This is a genomic window from Micromonospora sp. WMMD882 (genome assembly GCF_027497255.1).
GTDB lineage: Bacteria > Actinomycetota > Actinomycetes > Mycobacteriales > Micromonosporaceae > Micromonospora.
Genome location: NZ_CP114903.1, coordinates 1,352,223 through 1,370,155 on the forward strand (window position 1 = coordinate 1,352,223; position 17,933 = coordinate 1,370,155).

General features: G+C 74.4%; 12 protein-coding genes. 8 read left to right on the forward strand and 4 right to left on the reverse strand.

What is annotated here, in order from left to right; genetic code table 11:
- Window position 1 precedes the first annotated feature (1 nt).
- Both O7606_RS04995 and O7606_RS05000 read right to left on the reverse strand, forming a co-directional pair.
- Window positions 2–1,846, reverse strand: coding sequence for a RiPP maturation radical SAM C-methyltransferase (locus O7606_RS04995; protein ID WP_281597851.1), 1,845 nt, complete (start codon window positions 1,844–1,846; stop codon window positions 2–4).
- A gap of 185 nt (window positions 1,847–2,031) precedes the next feature.
- Window positions 2,032–2,778, reverse strand: a complete 747-nt coding sequence (locus O7606_RS05000) for a ferritin-like domain-containing protein (protein ID WP_281597852.1) — start codon at window positions 2,776–2,778, stop codon at window positions 2,032–2,034.
- 413 nt (window positions 2,779–3,191) lie between these two features.
- Here O7606_RS05000 and O7606_RS05005 point away from each other — a divergent pair, with 413 nt between their 5' ends.
- Complete coding sequence (locus tag O7606_RS05005) at window positions 3,192–6,122, forward strand: LuxR family transcriptional regulator (RefSeq protein WP_281597853.1); 2,931 nt, start codon at window positions 3,192–3,194, stop codon at window positions 6,120–6,122.
- 29 nt (window positions 6,123–6,151) lie between these two features.
- Here the strand turns inward: O7606_RS05005 and O7606_RS05010 are convergent, their stop codons facing one another.
- Window positions 6,152–7,567, reverse strand: coding sequence for a PLP-dependent aminotransferase family protein (locus O7606_RS05010; RefSeq protein WP_281597854.1), 1,416 nt, complete (start codon window positions 7,565–7,567; stop codon window positions 6,152–6,154).
- Here O7606_RS05010 and O7606_RS05015 point away from each other — a divergent pair.
- The 7 genes from O7606_RS05015 to O7606_RS05045 all read left to right on the forward strand — a co-directional run bounded on the left by O7606_RS05015 (window position 7,566) and on the right by O7606_RS05045 (window position 16,355).
- A complete protein-coding gene (locus tag O7606_RS05015; protein ID WP_281597855.1) occupies window positions 7,566–8,498 on the forward strand; it encodes a DMT family transporter in 933 nt (310 codons plus the stop codon). The genes O7606_RS05010 and O7606_RS05015 overlap by 2 nt on opposite strands.
- Window positions 8,499–8,646: 148 nt before the next feature.
- Window positions 8,647–10,434, forward strand: a complete 1,788-nt coding sequence (locus tag O7606_RS05020) for a serine/threonine-protein kinase (RefSeq protein WP_281597856.1) — start codon at window positions 8,647–8,649, stop codon at window positions 10,432–10,434.
- A gap of 150 nt (window positions 10,435–10,584) precedes the next feature.
- The gene (locus O7606_RS05025) at window positions 10,585–12,264 is read left to right on the forward strand and encodes an extracellular solute-binding protein (RefSeq protein ID WP_281597857.1); all 1,680 of its coding nucleotides are present in this window, start codon (window positions 10,585–10,587) and stop codon (window positions 12,262–12,264) included.
- Window positions 12,261–13,283 (forward strand): ABC transporter permease subunit, encoded by a 1,023-nt coding sequence (locus tag O7606_RS05030; protein WP_281597858.1) that lies wholly within the window; start codon window positions 12,261–12,263, stop codon window positions 13,281–13,283. Before O7606_RS05025 ends, O7606_RS05030 begins: the two co-directional genes overlap by 4 nt.
- The gene (locus O7606_RS05035) at window positions 13,280–14,200 is read left to right on the forward strand and encodes a carbohydrate ABC transporter permease (protein ID WP_281597859.1); all 921 of its coding nucleotides are present in this window, start codon (window positions 13,280–13,282) and stop codon (window positions 14,198–14,200) included. The genes O7606_RS05030 and O7606_RS05035 overlap by 4 nt, the downstream gene beginning before the upstream one ends.
- A 23-nt stretch (window positions 14,201–14,223) precedes the next feature.
- A complete protein-coding gene (locus O7606_RS05040) occupies window positions 14,224–14,829 on the forward strand; it encodes an MBL fold metallo-hydrolase (protein ID WP_281597860.1) in 606 nt (201 codons plus the stop codon).
- 38 nt (window positions 14,830–14,867) lie between these two features.
- Window positions 14,868–16,355 carry an NAD(P)/FAD-dependent oxidoreductase gene (locus O7606_RS05045; protein ID WP_281597861.1) on the forward strand — a complete coding sequence of 496 codons (1,488 nt, stop codon included), beginning with the start codon at window positions 14,868–14,870 and terminating at the stop codon, window positions 16,353–16,355.
- A gap of 69 nt (window positions 16,356–16,424) precedes the next feature.
- On the opposite strand, the gene O7606_RS05050 is transcribed toward O7606_RS05045, so the two are convergent.
- A complete protein-coding gene (locus O7606_RS05050) occupies window positions 16,425–17,873 on the reverse strand; it encodes a cryptochrome/photolyase family protein (protein ID WP_281597863.1) in 1,449 nt (482 codons plus the stop codon).
- Between the last annotated feature and the right edge of the window lie 60 nt (window positions 17,874–17,933).

Consider the following 17,933-nt stretch of genomic DNA (forward strand, 5'->3'; position numbering starts at 1 on the left):
GTCAACCCACCTTGATCGGGACGGTGGCGGTGGCGAGGGCGAGCCACTGGCCGTTCTCGACGAACACCAGGCCCCTGGTGAGCAGGTCGTCGAGGACGCCCCGCAGTCGCGTCTCGTCGGCGGTCAGCCCGGCGGCGGCCACCTCCCGGCGTACCGCGGGCAGCGACCGGCCCGGCTCGGTGGCCTGGTAGACCGCCCGGCTGAGCGGGTCGTCGAGCCGGTGGTCGACGGCCGCCCAGCCGGCCCGACGGTCCTGCACGACGATGGCGTCCGGCTCGTCGACGCGGACCAGGGAGCTGTCCGGGTACCCGTCGGCCCAGGCGTCGAGCAGGTCGCGCAGCGGCTGCGCCTCGTCCTCGGAGATGCCGGCGGGCGGGCTGTCGAACAGGTACACCATGTCGTGCAGCTCCTCCTCGGCCAGGTCGTAGACGTGCCGGTACGACTGCGCGGTGCGGCGTCGCGGGAAGCCCAGCGCCGGGTTCTCGAAGTACGGACTGAAGCGTTCGAGGAGGATCCGGGACGTGCCGGAGGGCGGTTGCAGGTGCATCAGGGCCGGGATCTGGCGGAGCACCGGAAGGTAGTCGGCCAGGCGTTCACCGGGGAAACCGTACAGCCAGTTCCAGGTGACGGTGAGCCCGGCGGACTCGCAGTCGCGCAGCGTCCGCACGTTGCGGGCCCCGGCCACCCCCTTGTCCATGATCTTGAGTACCGGCGAGACCAGGCTCTCGATGCCGGGTTGCACGTGGTTGACCCGGGCGGCCCGGAACGCGGCGATCTCCTGCGGCTTCAGGTTGGACTTGACCTCGTAGTGCAGCCGCAGGTCCCACTCCAGCTCGGCGATGCGGGGTAGCACGGTGGCGAAGAACCCGTTGTCGATGATGTTGTCGACCACGATGACGTCCAGCACCCGGTGCCGTCCGGTCAACTCGCCGAGCTCGGTGAGCACGGTGTCCGGGTCCTTGGCGCGGAACGCCATCAGGGTGCCGTTGAGCCCGCAGAACGTGCAGTGGTGCTTCTCACCCCACCAGCAGCCCCGGGCGGTCTCCAGCACCAGTTTCGGCTCGACGTGCGGGTGGACGGGGGAGACCTCCATCCGGGCGAACCAGTCGTCGAAGTCGGGCGTCGGGACCTTCGTCATGGGCAGCGGCGCCGGCTGCGGGTTCTGCCGGAGCGTGCCGTCGGCGTCCCGCCAGCACAGGCCGGGCACGGCGCGCAGCGCCTCGGGGGACCCGCCGGTGGCCAACGCGGCGAGCAGCGCGGGGAACGCCACCTCACCCTCGCCCCGCACGACGAGGTCCACCCACGGGTAGTTGCGGTGCAGGGCGGCGCCCATCGGTCCGTCGCAGTTGCCGCCGCCGAAGACGATCCGTACGTCGGGGGCGCGTTCCCGGATCCGCCTGGCCACCGCCAGGCTCGGCACGTTCTGCATGAACGTGGTGCTGAACCCGACCACCTCCGGGCCGGTCGCCAGCACCTCGTCGACGACCAGCTCGACGAAGTCGGCCGCGTGCCCGCGCATCCGGCGCACGGCGGTCAGGTCGAGGTCGCGTTCGCGGGCGTAGTCGCGCAGGGTGTCGACCGCGAACTCGGCGTCGGCGTGCAGGACGCCGGTGAAGACCCAGTCGCCGAGCCCGTCGAACAGGCCCTCCTCGGCGACCTTCGTGTACTCCCGGGGGCCCAGCTCCTCGTCGGTGCGGGCCAGCAGGAACTCCGCCCACCGCAGGTTGGCGTGGTACGTGCGCGGGGTGGGCAGGCCGGCCCGGGTCACCGCGGCCCGCAGCAGGCCGAGCGGCAGTGACGGCGACTCCAGCGACTGCCACGGCATCGCGACGAGGCACACGGACACGTCTTCGTCCCTCCTTGCGCCGGGTGTTGCGGTGGGTCCGGGTGGGCCGGCGCCACCCGGACCCGTTCGGTCACTTCTGCGACTCGGTCTGGGGCCGGTTGAGCGGCACCAGGTACTTGCAGACGCCGTGCGTGGGCGTCTTCACCTTGACGACAGTGATCTTCATCGGGATCACCTCCCCTCCTTCAGGTCCGGATCGTGATCCCGGCGGCGGTGAGCCTCGCCCGGTGCCGCCGGAGGAACCAGGCCTGGACGGCCGCGGCGTCCCGGCCGGTGTGCTCGGCCAGCGCCGCCGCGACCTGCTCCAGGCCGGTGAGCCCGTAGCCGATGTCGTGCCACTGCTGGGCGTGCGCCTGCCAGGCGTCCCGCCCCTGCGCGGTGCGGGTGGCCCGGGCCAGGTAGTTCAGCCCGATCGCCACGTGCCGGATCTCGTCGCGGCGGACGTGGTGGTAGAGCCGGCCGAGCGGGTCCCCGGCGAAGACCTCGCCGAGCAGGACGAACTCGTCGGCGGCCAGCCCCTCCAGCATGGTGTGCACCAGTGCCCGGCCCATGTAGGGCAGGGCGGTCAACCCGTCGTCGAGGGGCTGCATGGTGTCGAGGGCGTCGGCGGGCTCGCCGCCGACCGCCTTGGCGTACCGGTAGAAGGCGTCGGCGTGCCGGGCCTCGTCGGCGGTGGCGAGCGCGAGGCTGAACCGCAGCGGGGCGTCCTCGGTCTCCGCGGCGAGGGTCGCCGCGGCCACCAGTCCGGCCTGCTCGGCGTAGTAGCCGGCGGAGGCGACCCGCCAGGCGCGTTCGGCCCGGACCGGGTCGGTGCTGAACCGGCCCTGCCGCAGCACGTCCTCGATCCGCCAGGGCTCCCGGTCCCGGGTCACCTGGAAGATCCGGTACGCCAGCTCGTCGCCGTCCAGGTCGTCCGGTCGCAGCAGCGTCACGGGTCGCTCCGGGCGGCTCGGGCGGGGGAGCACGGCCGGTGTCGCCGTCGGTCTGGTGGGTTGCCGGTCACCGCGATCCGCCCCCTTTGAGTCGGTCGGGGTCGCACGCGCCGGTGGCCGGCGGGAACGCCCTGCTGGTGAGCTTCATCCCAAACGGTGGCCGGGGGCAGGGCGGTCGGGCACCCATATTCCGGGTGTTCCGGCGGCGCTGGCCGGCGCCGCCCGGCCGCTGCCCCGGGTCGGCCCGGCCGACCTGCGGTTCCACTCTCGACGGGGCCGGGTGGGAGGGGCAGAATGTGGGTGGTGAGCACCCCGTAACGGAGCGTGCTCCACCCTGGTCGTTCCACCGGGGTGGGCCGGTCCGCCGCCGTCGGCCGTGGACCACACCCCTAATCATTGATACTTTTCTATGCATGTCGGGGCGGGGCGTGCGGCTGGTGGGCAGGACCGACGAACTGCGTACCCTCGTCGGCGCGCTGGCGGCCGCCCGCGACGGCGCCGGCCGGGCGCTCTTCCTCGTCGGCGGGCGCGGCGCCGGAAAGTCCCTGCTGGCCGCCGTCGCCGGAGACCTCGCCACCGGCGCGGCCATGCCCACTCTCCAGGGCCGGTGCAGCGTGATCGGTCCACCGATCGCCCTGCGTCCCCTGCGCGAGGCGCTGGTGACCGTCGGCGACCTGTTGTCCCCGCAGGAGGTCGCGGAGCTGGGGCCGCACCGCCGGGCGCTGACCCGACTGGCGTCGGGGTCGGCGCTGCCCGGCCCCACCGGGTCGGCGGGCAGCCCCGGGCCCGACCCGCTCGCGTTCGGCGAGGGGATCCTCCGACTCACCGGCCTGGCCGGCCGGGGCCGCGGCTGCCTGCTGGTCCTGGAGGACCTGCACGACGCCGACGGGGAGACCCTGGCCATCCTCGACTACCTGGTCGACCACCTGCGCCGGCAACCGGTCACCCTGGTCGGCACCCTGCGCGCCGACGCCGGCCCGGCCCTCGACCTGGTCCGGGCCGCCGCCCGGCGGGGCGCCTGCCGGGTCGTGGAGCTGCGCCCGCTGGGCCCGGACGACCTGCGCAGGCTGGCCGCCGTCCGCCTGGGCGTCCACCCGGACGAGCTGCCCGGGTCCGTGCCCGACCTGCTCCGGGCGGGCAGCGGAGGCAATCCCGAGCTGGCCGGGGGGACGCTCGGCGAGCTGCTCGACGCGGGGGCGCTGCGCCTCACCCCGACCGGCTGGCGGGTCACCACGCCGGTGGACGTCCCCGTGCCGTCCCTGAGCCGCCCGGTCACCGCGCTGGCCCCACGGCAGCGTGACCTCCTGCTGCTCGGCGCGCTGCTCGGGCCGTCGTTCTCCCGCGCCGTGCTGCGCCGGGCCACCGGCCGCCCCGACCGGGACGTGCGCGACGACCTGTGTCAGGAGGCGGTGGCCCGGCTGGTCCGGCCGGACCGGTCCGACCCGGACCGGTACACCTTCGTCCATCCGCTGGTGCGCGACGCGCTGCGCGCCACCGTCGACCCGGCCGCCCGACGCGTGCTGGCCCGGCGGGCCGCCGAGGCGGTGGCCGCCGCCCACCCGGACGGGCCGCCGTGCCCGTGGACGCTCGCGGCCCTGTGGCACGACGCCGGCGCCCCGGCCGCCGCCGGCCGCGTCCTGGCCACGGCGGGGCGGAGCGCGTACGCGCGGGGCGCGGCCCAGGAGGCGGCGCGCCTGCTCGGCCGGGCCGCCACGCTTCTCGCCGAAGCCGAAGCCGAAGCCGAAGCCGAAGCCGACGGCCTGTCGGCCCGGGCCGCCGTGCTGGAGGATCTCATCGACGCGCTCACCGAGGCCGGGTCGGTGGACCGGGCGCTCGGGCAGGTCACCGCCGTCGACGCCCTCGCCGACCGGCTCGACCCGGCGCGCCGGGCCCGCCTGCACACCGCGCTGGCCCGGGCGGCGGGCGCCGCCGGACACGTCACGGACGGACTGCGCCACGTCGAGGTGGCCCGCGCCCTGGTGGGCCCGGACGCCCGCGACGCGGACACCGCGCCGATCGACGTGGCCGCCGCCCAGCTCGCCGCGCAGACACCGGACAGGTCACCCGGCGCCGAGGCGGCGGCACGGCGGGCCGTGGCGGTGGCCGCCCGCGCGGCGCTGCCGGACGTCGCGTTCCGGGCCGATCTGCTGCTGGGCGAGCTGACCCGGGCCGGTGACCCGGCCGCGGCCACCGTCCACCTCACCCGGGCCTGGTCGGTGGCGGTCCACCGGCACGTGCCGCTCTGGGAACTGCACGCCACGCTCCGCCTCGGCGACGACGACGCGCTACGCACCGGGGACCTGGAACGGTTGAATCTGGCCCGTCGGACGGCCGGCCGGGTCGGCGCCACGAGCGCCCGCCACGAGGCGGAGTCCCGGCTGGCCCTGCACGCGGTGCTGCGCGGCGAGTTCGCCACCGCCGAGCTGCTCACCGAGCGGCTGCTCGCCGACACCGTGCCGGCCGGGCAGCTCCGGCTCGCCCGGCACGCCCTGCTGGTGCGGGCCACCGCCGCGGCCCACCAGGGGCGGCCACGGGCCATGGTCGACGCGCTCGGCGAGCACCGCCGGCACGGCGGAGACCCCGCCCGGCACGCGTCCTGGATCCACGGGCTGGCCCGGGTCTTCGTCGCCCTGCTCCGGGAGGACCGGGCCCGCGCCCTGCACGAGTCCCACCGGGCCGCCCGCGCCGATCTGGACGACCCGATCGGTTGCCCCCTCGCCGGACGGCACGGACTGCACCTGCTGCTGCGGGCGGTGACCGGCGACCTCGACCCGCCCCCGGAGACCGGGCCGACCGCCGCGCCGGTCGGCCGGCTCCGCTGGAACCACCACTTCCACCTGCTCGCCGGGGCCGTCCTCGCCGGGCGGGCCGGCCGGACGGAGCAGGCGCGGGCCGCCGTGGACGAGGCGCAGCGGGTGGCCGCGCCGTACCCGGTGGCCCGGCACCTCGGGCTCCGTCTGGTCAGCGAGGCGGCGATGGTCGACGGCTGGGGGGAACCGGTGGGCTGGCTCCGCGTCGCCGAGGAACACTTCCACCGCGCCGACGTGCCGGAGGTGGCCGCGGCCTGTCGCCGGCTGCTCCGCCGGGCCGGCTCCCGGTCCTTCCAGCGGCGCGCCGGCGTCGACGACGTGCCCGCCGGCCTGCGTGCCCGGGGGGTCACCCCACGCGAGTACGAGGTGCTGCGGCTGCTCGCCGAGCGGCTCAGCAACCGTGAGATCGCCGAGCGGCTGCACCTGTCCGCCCGGACCGTGGAGAAACACGTGGCGAGTCTGCTCGCCAAGACCGGCCAACCTGACCGGATCGCGGTCGGTCGGCTCGCCCCGACGGACGACGGACCGGGCTGACCGGCGACCCCGACCGGCGGCGTCGACGGTCAGGGGTCCTGCTGGCGGGCCAGCGCCTCGCCGATGACACGTGCCCCCGCCGAGAAGGCCCCCGGGTCGGGGCCGGAGTAGGGCAGCCGCAGGTAGGCCCCGGTCGGCTCGGCGGGGAACCACTCGTCGCCGGGGGCGACGACGACGCCGGCGCCCTCACAGTCGCGTACCAGTCGGGTCAGGTCGGTGGTGTCCGGCAGTCGGGCCCAGACGTTCAGCCCGCCCGGCGGCACGGCGTCGAGCCGGGCGGCGGGCACGTGCTCCCGCAACGCCGCGACGAGCAGGTCCCGGCGGGCGGCGAGCTGGTGGCGGAGGTTGCGCAGGTGGCTGCGCCACGCGGGCTGGGTGACCACGTCGAGCGCGACGGACTGGAGGAGGCCGCTGACGTACATCGACTCGGCCTGCGCGTCGGCCAGCACCCGGGCGCGGGCCGGACCGCGGACGACCATCCCGGCGATGCGGACGGCCGGGGAGACGCTCTTGGTCAACGAGCGCAGGTAGACGACGTGTCCGCCGTCGTCCCGGGCGGCGATCGGCGTCGGGTCGTCGACGATGCCGAAGTCGTGCGCCCAGTCGTCCTCGATCAGGAACGCGCCGTGCCGACGGACGACGGCCAGGACCCGGTCGGCCAGGGCCGGTGACCACCGGGCGCCGGTCGGGTTGGCGAAGTTCGGCTGCGCGTAGCACGCCCGCGCGCCGGTCCGGTCGAACGCCCGGTCCAGCTCCTCCGGGTCCGGGCCGTGCGCGCCGGTGGGGACGGGCACCACGGGCACGCCGGCCTGGGCGGCGGCGAGGATCGCCCCCCAGTAGGTCGGGGACTCCACCAGCAGCGGACGTCCGGCGCCGACGAGGGCCCGGAACGCGGTGCTGAGGCCGCTCTGACTGCCGGGGAAGACCACCACGTCGCGGGGCGTCGGCGGGGTCACCCCGACCGGGGCGGCAGCGCCGAGCTCGGCGGCGAACCACTGTTGCAGCTCCGGCAGACCGGCGGCCGGCGGCCGGCTGACCGCGGCGTCACCGCGGGCCGCGCGGGTGAACGCGGCCCGCACCAGACGTCCGGGCAGCAACTCCCGGTCCGGGTAGCCGGAGTGCAGCGCGATCATGTCGTTCGGGACGGTCCGTAGCGCCGTGGACAGCCGGGACGCGCGGCTCGGCGGCGAGCCGAGCGCCGCCGTCTGCCAGCCGTAGTCGTGCGGGCGGGCCGCCGGGGCGGCCCGGACGAAGGAGCCCACCCCGGGACGGCTCTCCACCATCCCCTGTGCGCCCAGGGTCCGCAGGGCCTTCTGCACGGTGACCGGGCTCACCGCGTGGCGGGCCACCAGGGTCCGGGTGGACGGCAGTCGCGCCCCCGGCGCGGCCGTCGCGATCCAGCGGCGCAGCTCGGCGACGATCCGCGCGCTGCTATCGTCATCCATGAGGAGCAACAGTAGCGCTATCCTGTCCCGACCGCCGCTGCTATCCCCGTCCCGGGCCGGGGTCGGGTGGGGGCTGCTCGGGGTGGTCGGGTTCTCGTTCACCGTCCCGTTCACCCGGGTGGCCGTCCAGGACGGCGGCATGTCGCCGCTGTTCGTCGGCTGCGGGCGGGCGGTGGTCGCCGCGCTGCTGGCCGCCGGCGCGTTGGCGGTCACCGGGCAACGACCGCCCCGCGCCGCCCAGTGGGCCCGGCTGACGGTGGTGGCCGGCGGCGTGGTGCTCGGGTTCCCGGTGCTGACCTCGTTCGCGCTCGCCACCGCCTCGGCCAGCCACAGCGCCGTGGTGATCGCGTTGCTGCCGGCCGTGACGGCCGTGACGGCGGCGCTGCGCGGGCACGAGCGACCTCCCGTCCGGTTCTGGCTCGCCGTGCTCGCCGGAGCGCTGGCCGCCGTCGTGTTCACCTCGTCGCCAAGCGGTCTCGGCGGGCTGCGCTGGTCCGACCTGCTCCTGCTCGGCGCGGTCCTCGCCGCCGGCCTCGGGTACGCCGAGGGCGGGTTGCTGGCCCGGGAGCTGGGCGCCTGGCAGACCATCTCGTGGGCGCTGGTGCTGTCCGCGCCGCTGGCGGCCGTCCTCGCCGCCGTCGCGATGGCGGCCCACCCGCCGACCGCCACGCCGGCCGGCTGGGGCGCGTTCGCCTACCTGGGGGCGGTCAGCATGTTCCTCGCCTTCTTCGGCTGGTACCGCGGACTGGCGATCGGCCCGATGGCGCGGGTCAGCCAGATCCAGCTCGTGCAGCCCGTGCTGAGCATCTGCTGGGCCGGCCTGTTCCTGGGCGAGGCGGTCACCTGGTCCACCCTCCTCGCCGGCGTCACCGTGATCGCCTGCGCCGGTCTCGCCGTGCGTACCCGCCTCGAACCCCGACCGTCGCCATGACAGTCGCGTGACAGTGGCCCCCGGGCGGCGGCGACGCGGTTTTCCGGGGCCCGCCCCCGGGTAGGGCCTGACGTCGAGACGAGGGTCGGCCCGGATCCACGCGCCGCCGGCCGACCCGCCGCCCGACCAGGAAGCGGGGAGGTGTCCCGTGCGCTGTCTGCACCGGCGTTACCGGCTCGACGAGCCCGTGGGCCGGGGCGGCATGGCGGTGGTCTGGCGGGGACACGACCTGCGTTTGCAGCGGACCGTCGCGGTGAAGATGCTCTCCTCCGCGCTGCTGGGCGACCTGGCCGCGCGCCAGCGGATGCGGGCCGAGGCGCTGGCCGTGGCCCGGGTCGGCCATCCCCACATCGCCAGCGTCTTCGACTACGGCGAGCACCGACGGCTCGGCCGGCCGGCCGAGCCGTTCCTGGTGATGGAGTTCGTCGACGGCGACACCCTCGCCGCCCGACTGGCCGACGGCGGGCCCCTCGCCTGGCCGGAGACGGCCCGCCTCGGCGCGGAGGTGGCCGCCGCGCTCGCCGCCGCGCACGCCCACGGGGTCGTGCACCGGGACGTGAAGCCCGGCAACGTGATGCTCACCCCCACCGGTGTCAAGGTCGTCGACTTCGGCGTCGCCGCCGGCATCGGTCAGGATCCGGCCGACCCGAACGGGATCGTCTGGGGCACGCCGGCGTACCTCGCTCCGGAGCAGGCGGCCGGGCTGGCCACCACGCCCGCGGGGGACGTCTTCGCGCTCGGTCTGACCCTCGTCGAGTGCCTGACCGGACGTCGCCCGGACCGCGCGCCCCACGACCCCGCCTCCGTCGACCTGTCCGCCTGCGCGCTGCCCGGGCCCGTCGCCGGGCTGCTGGAACGCTGCCTGTCCACCGACCCGCGACGGCGACCGCCCGCGGCGCGGTTGGCGGACGCCCTGCGCGCCGCGCCGGGAACGGCCACCGCGTACGTCCGACCGTCAGCGGGCGTCGTCGCGGGCCCGTCGGCCACCGGGGGTGTGCCGTCCGGTCAGGAGGCCACCCGCGCCGTGTCCCCGCCGACCCGGCCACCCGTGTCGTCGTCCCTGCCGCCCCGGCCACCGGCGTCGGCGGCGGCTCGCCGTCGACGCCGGATACGTCGGGTCGGACTGCTCGTCGGCGCTCCGTCGGTGCTGTTGGCGGCGTTGCTGGCCAGCCAGGTGCTGCCCGGCATGGTGGGCGCGGGCGACGCCGCCGACGGTGACCCGACCGCCCCGGACGTGGGCATGTGCGTGACCCACTACCAGGCGCGGCAGAACGCGGACGGCACCTTCACCGCCCGGTTGACAGTGAACAGCCCGGCCTGGCGGGACGGGACGGTACGGTTCGCCCTGCCGTCCGGCCAGCGCCTCGTGGACGCCGTCGGCGCGGCGTGGAGCCAGCATCAGCGGCTGGTGACGCTGGACCTGCCGGCCGGGCCGGAATCGGGCTCGCCGGTCACCGCGACGCTGCACGGGCGCAACGACAACGCCAGCCACGACGTGCCCCGGACGTTCGTCGTCGACGGCGAGCTCTGCGCGCCGGCCACCACCCGGGTCCGTACCCAGGTCATGCCGAGCCCGGCGACGCCCACCACCGACGGGCCCGGCACCGGTCCCGGTCCGGTTCGGGACGGGCAGGTGTCCGCGCCGCCCAGCGCGCCGCCGCCGTCGTCCGGTCCGCCGTCGTCGTCCGCGCCGCCGCCGGCCGTGGACCGGCCATCGCCATCGCCGTCGCCGTCGCCATCGACTTCCGTGCCGTCGAGCCCTCCGCCGTCGAGCGGTATGCCGTCGAGCGCCCCGCCGACGACGGCCCCGCCGACGACGGCGTCGCCGACCCCGGCGCCCACCACGCCGTCCGCGCCGCCGCCCACCGAGGCGCCGGAGCCCACGCCGAGCCGTACGGCCACCGCGTCGCCGCCGCCGGACGTCACCTCCGACTAGCCGGAGCCCTGCCGTCACCGCCTCCGACGCGGTCGACGGGTGCCCTCTTGTGGGAGGCTTCGGCCGTCCATTAGTTTGTTTGCCATCCAGACGAACTAACGTCACCTCGGGGGCGACCTCTCGACTCGGCCCTTCTCCATAGGGAGAACGATGACCCTTCAGAACCCCGGCGCGAAACCCTCGCGTCGTTCCTTCCTCGGCCTGGTGGGGCTGGGCGCGGCCACGGTCGCCGGTGGTCCCGCGCTCGCCGGGTGCAGCGAGAAACCGTCCCGCTCCGGCGGGGCGGAGAACCTGGACGCCTTCGCCGACATCGTGCCCACGCACAAGGAGCTGGCCAACGGCGTCAAGCCGGACATCACCGGCGTCCGGCCGGTGCCCGACGGCTACACCAGCTACCCCGGCACGCTCGTCGACGCGATCACCGAGAAGCCCGGCACCAGCGGCAAGCAGGTCACCGCGATGACGCCGGCCTGGGGCCCGGCCCCGCCCGGCGTCGCCCAGAGCGCCTACCTGCAGGCGGTCAACGCCGAGCTCGGCACCCCGGTCAGCTTCACCATCCAGGACGGCATCACCTACGCCGACAAGCTCAACGCCATGTTCGGCGCGCGGGACGTCCCCGAGCTGCTGTGCGTGCCGAGCTGGGAGGTGCCGAAGATCCCGCGGTTCGCCGAGGCGATCGGGGTGCTCTTCGAGGACCTCACCGAACACCTCAAGGGCGACGCGGCGGCCGCCTACCCGATGCTGGCCTCGTTCCCCACCGGCGCGTGGCGCAACGCGATCTGGAACGGACGCCTGGCGGCGGTGCCCAACCCGACCGACGGGCCGTTCCCGTGGGCGTTGTTCACCCGCAAGGACCTGCTCGACGCCCGGGGCCTGGCCGTGCCCACCTCGCTCGACGAGCTGCTCACCATCGCCAGGCAGGTCACCGACCCGGCCCGGAAGGTGTGGGCGTTCGACAACGTCTTCGAGATGATCCAGATGTACCACAAGGTGCCCTCCTCGAAGCAGGGCTGGCGGTTGACCTCCGACGGCACGCCGGAGTTCAAGTACGAGACCCCGGAGTACCGCGCGGCGCTGGAGGTCATGGCCAAGATCTACCAGGACGGTCTGGTCCACCCGGACGTGGTGGCCAGCAGGGGCGAGGACGCCGCCCAGTTGTTCGCCAAGAGCGGCGCGATCGTGTTCAGCCGAAACGGCGTCGGCTTCTGGCAGGGCGCGCAGGCCGAGCACCAGAAGGTCAACGCCAAGCTGAACATCCAGCCCGTCCCGGTGTTCTCCGCGACCGGGGGCGACCCGCTGGTCTGGGGCGACGACGAGCCCACCTCGTTCACCTTCGTCAAGAAGGGCGTCGGCAAGGACCGGGTCGAGGAGCTGCTGCGCATCATGAACTGGTGCTCCGCCCCGCTGGGCACGAGCGAGGCGCAGCTGCGGGACTACGGGGTGGAGGGCAGGCACCACACCCGGACGCCGAACGGGCCGGTCAAGACCGACCTGGCGTTCAAGGAGATCGCCAACCAGTACTACTTCATCAGCGGTCGCAACCCCACCATCGGCCCCTTCCCGGACACCCCCAACTACGTGCGGGACGTCCTAAACTACTCCAACGAGATGGTCAAGTACCTGGAGAAGGACCCCTGGGACGGGCTGAAGATCGAGATGCCCGACTCGTACAAGGCCAACACCGTGCCCACCGAGGACAAGTTCACCGACGTGCTGCGCGGCCGTCGGCCGATGTCCGACGTCGACGCGATCGTGAGCGAGTGGAAGTCCAGCGGGGGAGAGGAGGCGAGGAAGCTGCTCGCCGACGCCCTGGCCAAGGCTGGGCGATGACCGCACCGGAAACGACCGTCGCGGCCGGGTCGACGACCCGGCCCGACGGGCCCCCGTCCCCGGCGGCCGGTCGGGAGACCGGCCGCCGCCGGCCGTCCCTGGGCAGCCGGCTGCGCCGCGACTGGCAACTGCTGGCCATGGTGACGCCCGGCTTCCTGGTCCTGCTCGTCTTCAGCTACGTGCCGATCCTCGGCAACGTCATCGCCTTCCAGGACTACAACCCGTACGTCGGCGACAACCCGCTCGACGCGTTCGTCCAGAGCAACTGGATCGGCTTCGGTCAGTTCCAGCTCCTCTTCGAGGACCCGGCGTTCTGGGACGCGTTCCGCAACACCCTGGCGATCACCGCGTTCCAGTTGGTGTTCTTCTTCCCGTTGCCGATCTTCCTGGCGATCATGCTGCACAACCTGCTCTCCAGCCGGCTGCGCGGCTTCGTCCAGACCGTCGTCTACCTGCCGCACTTCTTCAGTTGGGTGCTGGTGGTCAGCTTCTTCGTGGCGATGCTCGGCGGCGCGGGCCTGCTGTCTCAGACCATGCGCGAGGCCGGGATGGAACCGTGGAACATCATGACCAACCCGGACACGTTCATCATCCTGGTCACCGCCGAGGCGGTCTGGAAGGACGTCGGCTGGGGCACCATCGTCTTCCTCGCCGCGCTGTCCACCATCGACCAGAACCTCTACGAGGCGGCCGCCTCCGACGGCGCCGGACGGTGGCGGCGGATGTGGCACGTCACGCTGCCCGGCCTGCGCCCGGTGATCGTGCTGCTGCTCATCCTGCGGCTCGGCGACGCGCTGTCGGTCGGCTTCGAGCAGTTCCTGCTGCAACGTGACGCGGTGGGGCGGCAGGCCAGCGAGGTGCTCGACACCTTCGTCTACCACTTCTCCATCGCCACCGGGAACTACGGCTACGGCGCCGCCGCCGGCCTGTTCAAGGCCGCCGTCGGGCTCGTCCTGATCCTGGCCGCCAACAAGATCGCACACAAGCTCGGCGAACGAGGGATCTACTCAAGGTCATGACCGCGACCACCGTCCGCAAGCGCCCCCGGGCCGCCAACCGCCGCCCGGCGTGGGAGGAGAAACCGACCCCGGTCGGCCAGGCCGCCAAGGCCGTCGTCCTCTCCCTGCTCGTCCTCGGCGTGCTGTTCCCGCTCTGGGTCATCCTGGTCACCAGCCTGTCCTCGCGGGAGACCATCGCCGCCGCCGGCGGCATGGTCGTCGTCCCCCGGGGCATCGACACCGCCGCCTACGAGACCATCCTGGCCGGCGGGGCGGTCACCCGGGCGCTGTGGATCAGCACCCTGGTCACCGTGATCGGCACCGCCGTGGCGCTGACCGTGACCGTGCTGGCCGCGTACGGCCTGTCCCGGCCCGGCTCGCTCGGCTACCGTTGGCTGCTCGCCTACTTCCTGATCCCGTTCCTGATCTACCCGCCGCTGGTGCCGAAGTACCTCGTGGTGACCGGCCTGGGCCTCAAGGACACCATCTGGGCGCTGATCCTGCCGCCCGCGATCAGCGTGTTCAACCTGGTCGTCGTACGCGGCTTCTTCCAGGGCATCCCGCAGGAGCTGCTCGACAGCGCCCGCATCGACGGGGCCAGCGACCTCCGTACCCTGCTGCGGATCGTCCTGCCGGTATCCCGGGCGGTCGTCGCGGTCGTCGGGCTGTTCTACGCGGTCAGCTACTGGAACGTGTGGTTCGACGCGCTGCTGTTCATGGACCGCAACGACATGTATCCGATCCAGCGGGTGCTGCAGAGCTACCTGCTGGCCGGGCAGGCGCCGCACACCTCCGGCGCGAGCGGGGCGACCCTGCCGCCCACCGAGTCGATCAAGATGGCGGTGGTCGTCCTCACCGTCGCCCCGATCGTCGCCGTGTACCCGTTCATCCAACGGCACTTCATCAAGGGCGTCCTCATCGGCGCCGTCAAGGGCTGACCCGCGGTCGTAGGGTGTCCGGGGTGAAGGTCACCAAGTTCACCCACGCCTGCGTCCGCCTGGAGCTCGACGGGCGGGTCCTCGTCATCGACCCGGGCACCTGGAGCGAGCCCCGGGCTCTGGCCGGCGCGGACGCCGTCCTGGTCACCCACGAGCACACCGACCACGTCGACGTGCTCCGGCTGGCCGGGCTCGGCGTGCCGGTGTACGTGCCGTACGACGCCCGGCTGGGTGACCTCGCCCCGCTGCCGGTGGTCCGGGCGCGTCCCGGCGAGCGGTTCACCGCCGCCGGGATCCCGGTCACCGCCCTCGGTGGCCGGCACGCCACCATCCACGGCGGGCAGCCCGACTGCGCCAACCTCGGTTACCTCGTCGCGGACCGGCTCTACCACCCGGGCGACTCGCTGACCCCGCCCGACCGGCCGGTGGAGACCCTGCTCGTACCCGCTCAGGCGTCCTGGCTGAAACTGACCGAGGCGATCGACTTCGCGGCCACGGTGACCGCGGACCGGGTGCACCCGATCCACGACGCGCAGCTCAACGAGCGTGGGCTGGCCAGCGTCGACGGCTGGTTCACCGAAACCCTCGGCCCCCGCTACCGGTACCTGGCCCCCGGCGAGACCGCCTGAGGTGCGACAGTGGGTGGCACGGGGGGAGCGAGGAGGCCGTGACCGTGGACCACGTCGACGTGCTCATCGTCGGGGCCGGTCTGTCCGGCGTCGGCGCCGCCTGCCACCTGCGACGGAGCTGCCCGGACAAGACCTTCACCATCCTGGAGGCCCGGGACGCCATCGGCGGCACCTGGGACCTGTTCCGCTACCCGGGCGTCCGCTCCGACTCGGACATGTTCACCCTCGGGTACTCCTTCCGTCCGTGGGCGGACCCGAGGGCGATCGCCGACGGCGCGTCGATCCGCCGCTACGTCCGCGACACCGCCCGCGAGTACCGCGTCGACGAGCGGATCCGCTTCCGGCACCGGGTGCTGGCCGCCGAGTGGTCCAGCGCCGACGCGCGCTGGACGGTCCACGCCCAGCGCGCCGACACCACCGAGACGGTGACGCTGACCTGCGGTTTCCTCTACGTCTGCGCCGGCTACTACCGCTACGACGAGGGTTACACCCCGGACCTGCCCGGCCTCGGACGCTTCGCCGGGCGGATCGTGCACCCTCAGCGCTGGCCGGCTGACCTGGACCACGCCGGGGCCCGGGTGGTGGTGCTCGGCAGCGGCGCCACCGCGGTCACCCTCGTCCCGGCGCTGGCCGAACGGGCCGCCCACGTGACCATGCTGCAACGCTCACCCGGCTACCTGCTCGCGCTGCCGTCGCGGGACGCCCTCGCCGACGCGCTGCGCCGCCGGCTGCCGGGCCGGCTGGCGTACCCGCTGGTGCGCGCCAGGAACGTGCTGCTGTCCACCCTGACCTACCGGGCCAGCCGGCGCGCCCCCCGGTTGGCCCGGTCGGCGCTGCGCCGGGGGGTCCGCCGCCGGCTGCCCGCCGGGTTCGACGTCGACAGGCACTTCTCCCCCCGCTACGACCCGTGGGACCAGCGGCTCTGCGTCGTTCCCGACGGGGACCTGTTCACGGCCGTCCACGCCGGACGCGCCTCGGTGGTCACCGACACCGTCGAGACCGTCACCGAGACCGGCGTACGCCTCACCTCCGGGTCGGAGCTGCCGGCGGACGTGCTGGTCACCGCCACCGGCCTGAACCTGCTCGCGCTCGGCGGCCTGACGCTGACCGTGGACGGCGAGCCGGTCGACCCGGCCGGCACCGTCGCCTACAAGGGCATGATGCTCTCCGGCGTGCCGAATCTGGCCCTCACCCTCGGCTACACCAACGCCTCCTGGACGCTGAAGGCCGATCTCGTCGCGGGTTACGTCTGCCGGCTGCTGCGGCACATGGACCGGCACGGCCACCGGGCCTGCACCCCGCTGGCCCCGGACACCACCGACCTGCGACCGATCATCGACCTCACCTCCGGGTACGTGCGGCGCAGCGTGGACGCCCTGCCCAGGCAGGGTCCGGTCCCGCCCTGGCGGCTGCACCAGAACTACCTGCGGGACCGGTGGCTGCTGCGGCACGGCCCCGTCGACGACGCGGTGGTCTTCTCCGGGCCGGGCGTCCCGGGTCGTCCGCCCGAGCCGCCATCTCCGTGATGTCGCGGCGTCCCGACGCCAGGACGCCCCCACGCCGCCGAAACGGGCGTGGATGGCCCGCCGTGGCTCTCAGGGGGCCGCGCTGCCACGCCGCTCCTCCTGCCGCAGCACCGCGTCCCGGCGCCGCGGGTCGACCTGCCGGGCCAGTTCGCCGGCCAGCCGGGGATCATCGGCCAGCCGGGCGTGGTGGCGGTGCAGGAACGCCGCGAAACCCCCGGTGTACGGGCAGGCCGTCGCGCCCAGCGTCTGCTCCGGCCGGTACGCGCAGCCACCGCAGTGGTCACCGATCCGGTCCAGGTGCCCGCCGTCCACCACGTACGGGCGGGTGTCGATCCGGGCCAGGTCGGCGTACTGGCTCATGCCCACCACCGTCGCGTTCATCACCCAGTCCGTGCCGTCGACGAAGCTGTCCCGGAACCACGCCGCCACCTCGCTCGACCGCCACCCCCGCTGCAACGCGTGGTTGCCGAGCACCAGCAGCCGCTGCGTCTGGTGCGCCCATCCGGTGTCCCGGACGGCGCGTAACGCCTCGGACAGGCAGCGGGCCCGCACCGCGTCGGCGTCCAGGTCACGGAACCAGGCCGGGACGGACCCGGTCAGTGGGAGCCAGTCGCGTCCCCGGTAGTCCGGGTCGAGGTACCAGTAGAGCTGCCAGAGGAACTCCCGCCAGCCGAGAAGCTGCCGGAGGAAGGCGTCCACCGCCGACCTCGGGGCCCGCCCGGACAGGTACTCCTGCTCGGCCGCCCCGATCGCCTCCCCGGGGTCGAGCAGGCCCAGGTTGAACGACGACGACAGCAGGCTGTGCGCCAGGGTCGGGTCACCGGCGCGCAGCACGCCGTGCCGCCGTCCGTACGCCGGCAGCCGGTGGGTCAGGAAGTGCCGCAGCCGGGCGGCGGCCTCGGCGTGCGTCACCGGGTACGCGCGGGGCCCGTCCCGGCCGACGAACCGGACGCCTTCGGCGGCCCACCGGTCCAGATCCCGGCGGACCCCGGCGTCGATCTCGTCCTCCTCGACCGGCGGGGGCGGCGCGAGGCCGTCGTCGGTGAGCCGGCGAGCCCGTCGGGGCCGGACCGGCCGGGCCCGGTCGGTCAGCACGCCGTGCCGGGCCCGGGCGAACCGGTAGAAGTCGTCGACCCGCAGCGGGGCGCGCCGGTTGCCGTCGGCCCATTCGGCGAAGTCCTCGAACCGGGTGACGAACCCCCGCGGCGGCAGCACCCGCAGCCCGTCGACCGAGCGGACGAACCGCAGCGCCGCACGGGACGACGGGTGCCGGACCTCGACCGGGCCTTCCACCTGGCGCAGCGCCTCCCGGAACGTCTCGGTCCGCAGCAGCAGCGCCCGCCCGCCCAGCTCGGCCGCCCGGTGCCGCAACGCGGACAGGATCAGGTGCGCCTTCTGCCGGTGCATCGGCCGGGCCCGGAACACCGCCCGGGCCTCGACCAGCAGCACCGGCTGGTGGGCGTCATCGAGGAAGTGCGGCCCGAGTTGGTCGGCGAACAGCCAGCGGCGGTGGAGCATCCGTGGATTCTGGCGCACCAAGCCGGCCGTCGCGGCTCGGCACACCGGTGGATTCCTCAC

Bases quoted from the DNA above. Each gene is read 5' to 3' on its own strand.
- O7606_RS05025 (WP_281597857.1), top strand. From the start codon at position 10,585: ATGACCCTTCAGAACCCCGGCGCGAAACCCTCGCGTCGTTCCTTCCTC.
- O7606_RS05010 (WP_281597854.1), bottom strand. From the start codon at position 7,567: ATGGATGACGATAGCAGCGCGCGGATCGTCGCCGAGCTGCGCCGCTGG.
- O7606_RS05050 (WP_281597863.1), bottom strand. From the start codon at position 17,873: ATGCTCCACCGCCGCTGGCTGTTCGCCGACCAACTCGGGCCGCACTTC.
- O7606_RS05035 (WP_281597859.1), top strand. From the start codon at position 13,280: ATGACCGCGACCACCGTCCGCAAGCGCCCCCGGGCCGCCAACCGCCGC.
- O7606_RS05005 (WP_281597853.1), top strand. From the start codon at position 3,192: ATGTCGGGGCGGGGCGTGCGGCTGGTGGGCAGGACCGACGAACTGCGT.
- O7606_RS05015 (WP_281597855.1), top strand. From the start codon at position 7,566: ATGAGGAGCAACAGTAGCGCTATCCTGTCCCGACCGCCGCTGCTATCC.
- O7606_RS05030 (WP_281597858.1), top strand. From the start codon at position 12,261: ATGACCGCACCGGAAACGACCGTCGCGGCCGGGTCGACGACCCGGCCC.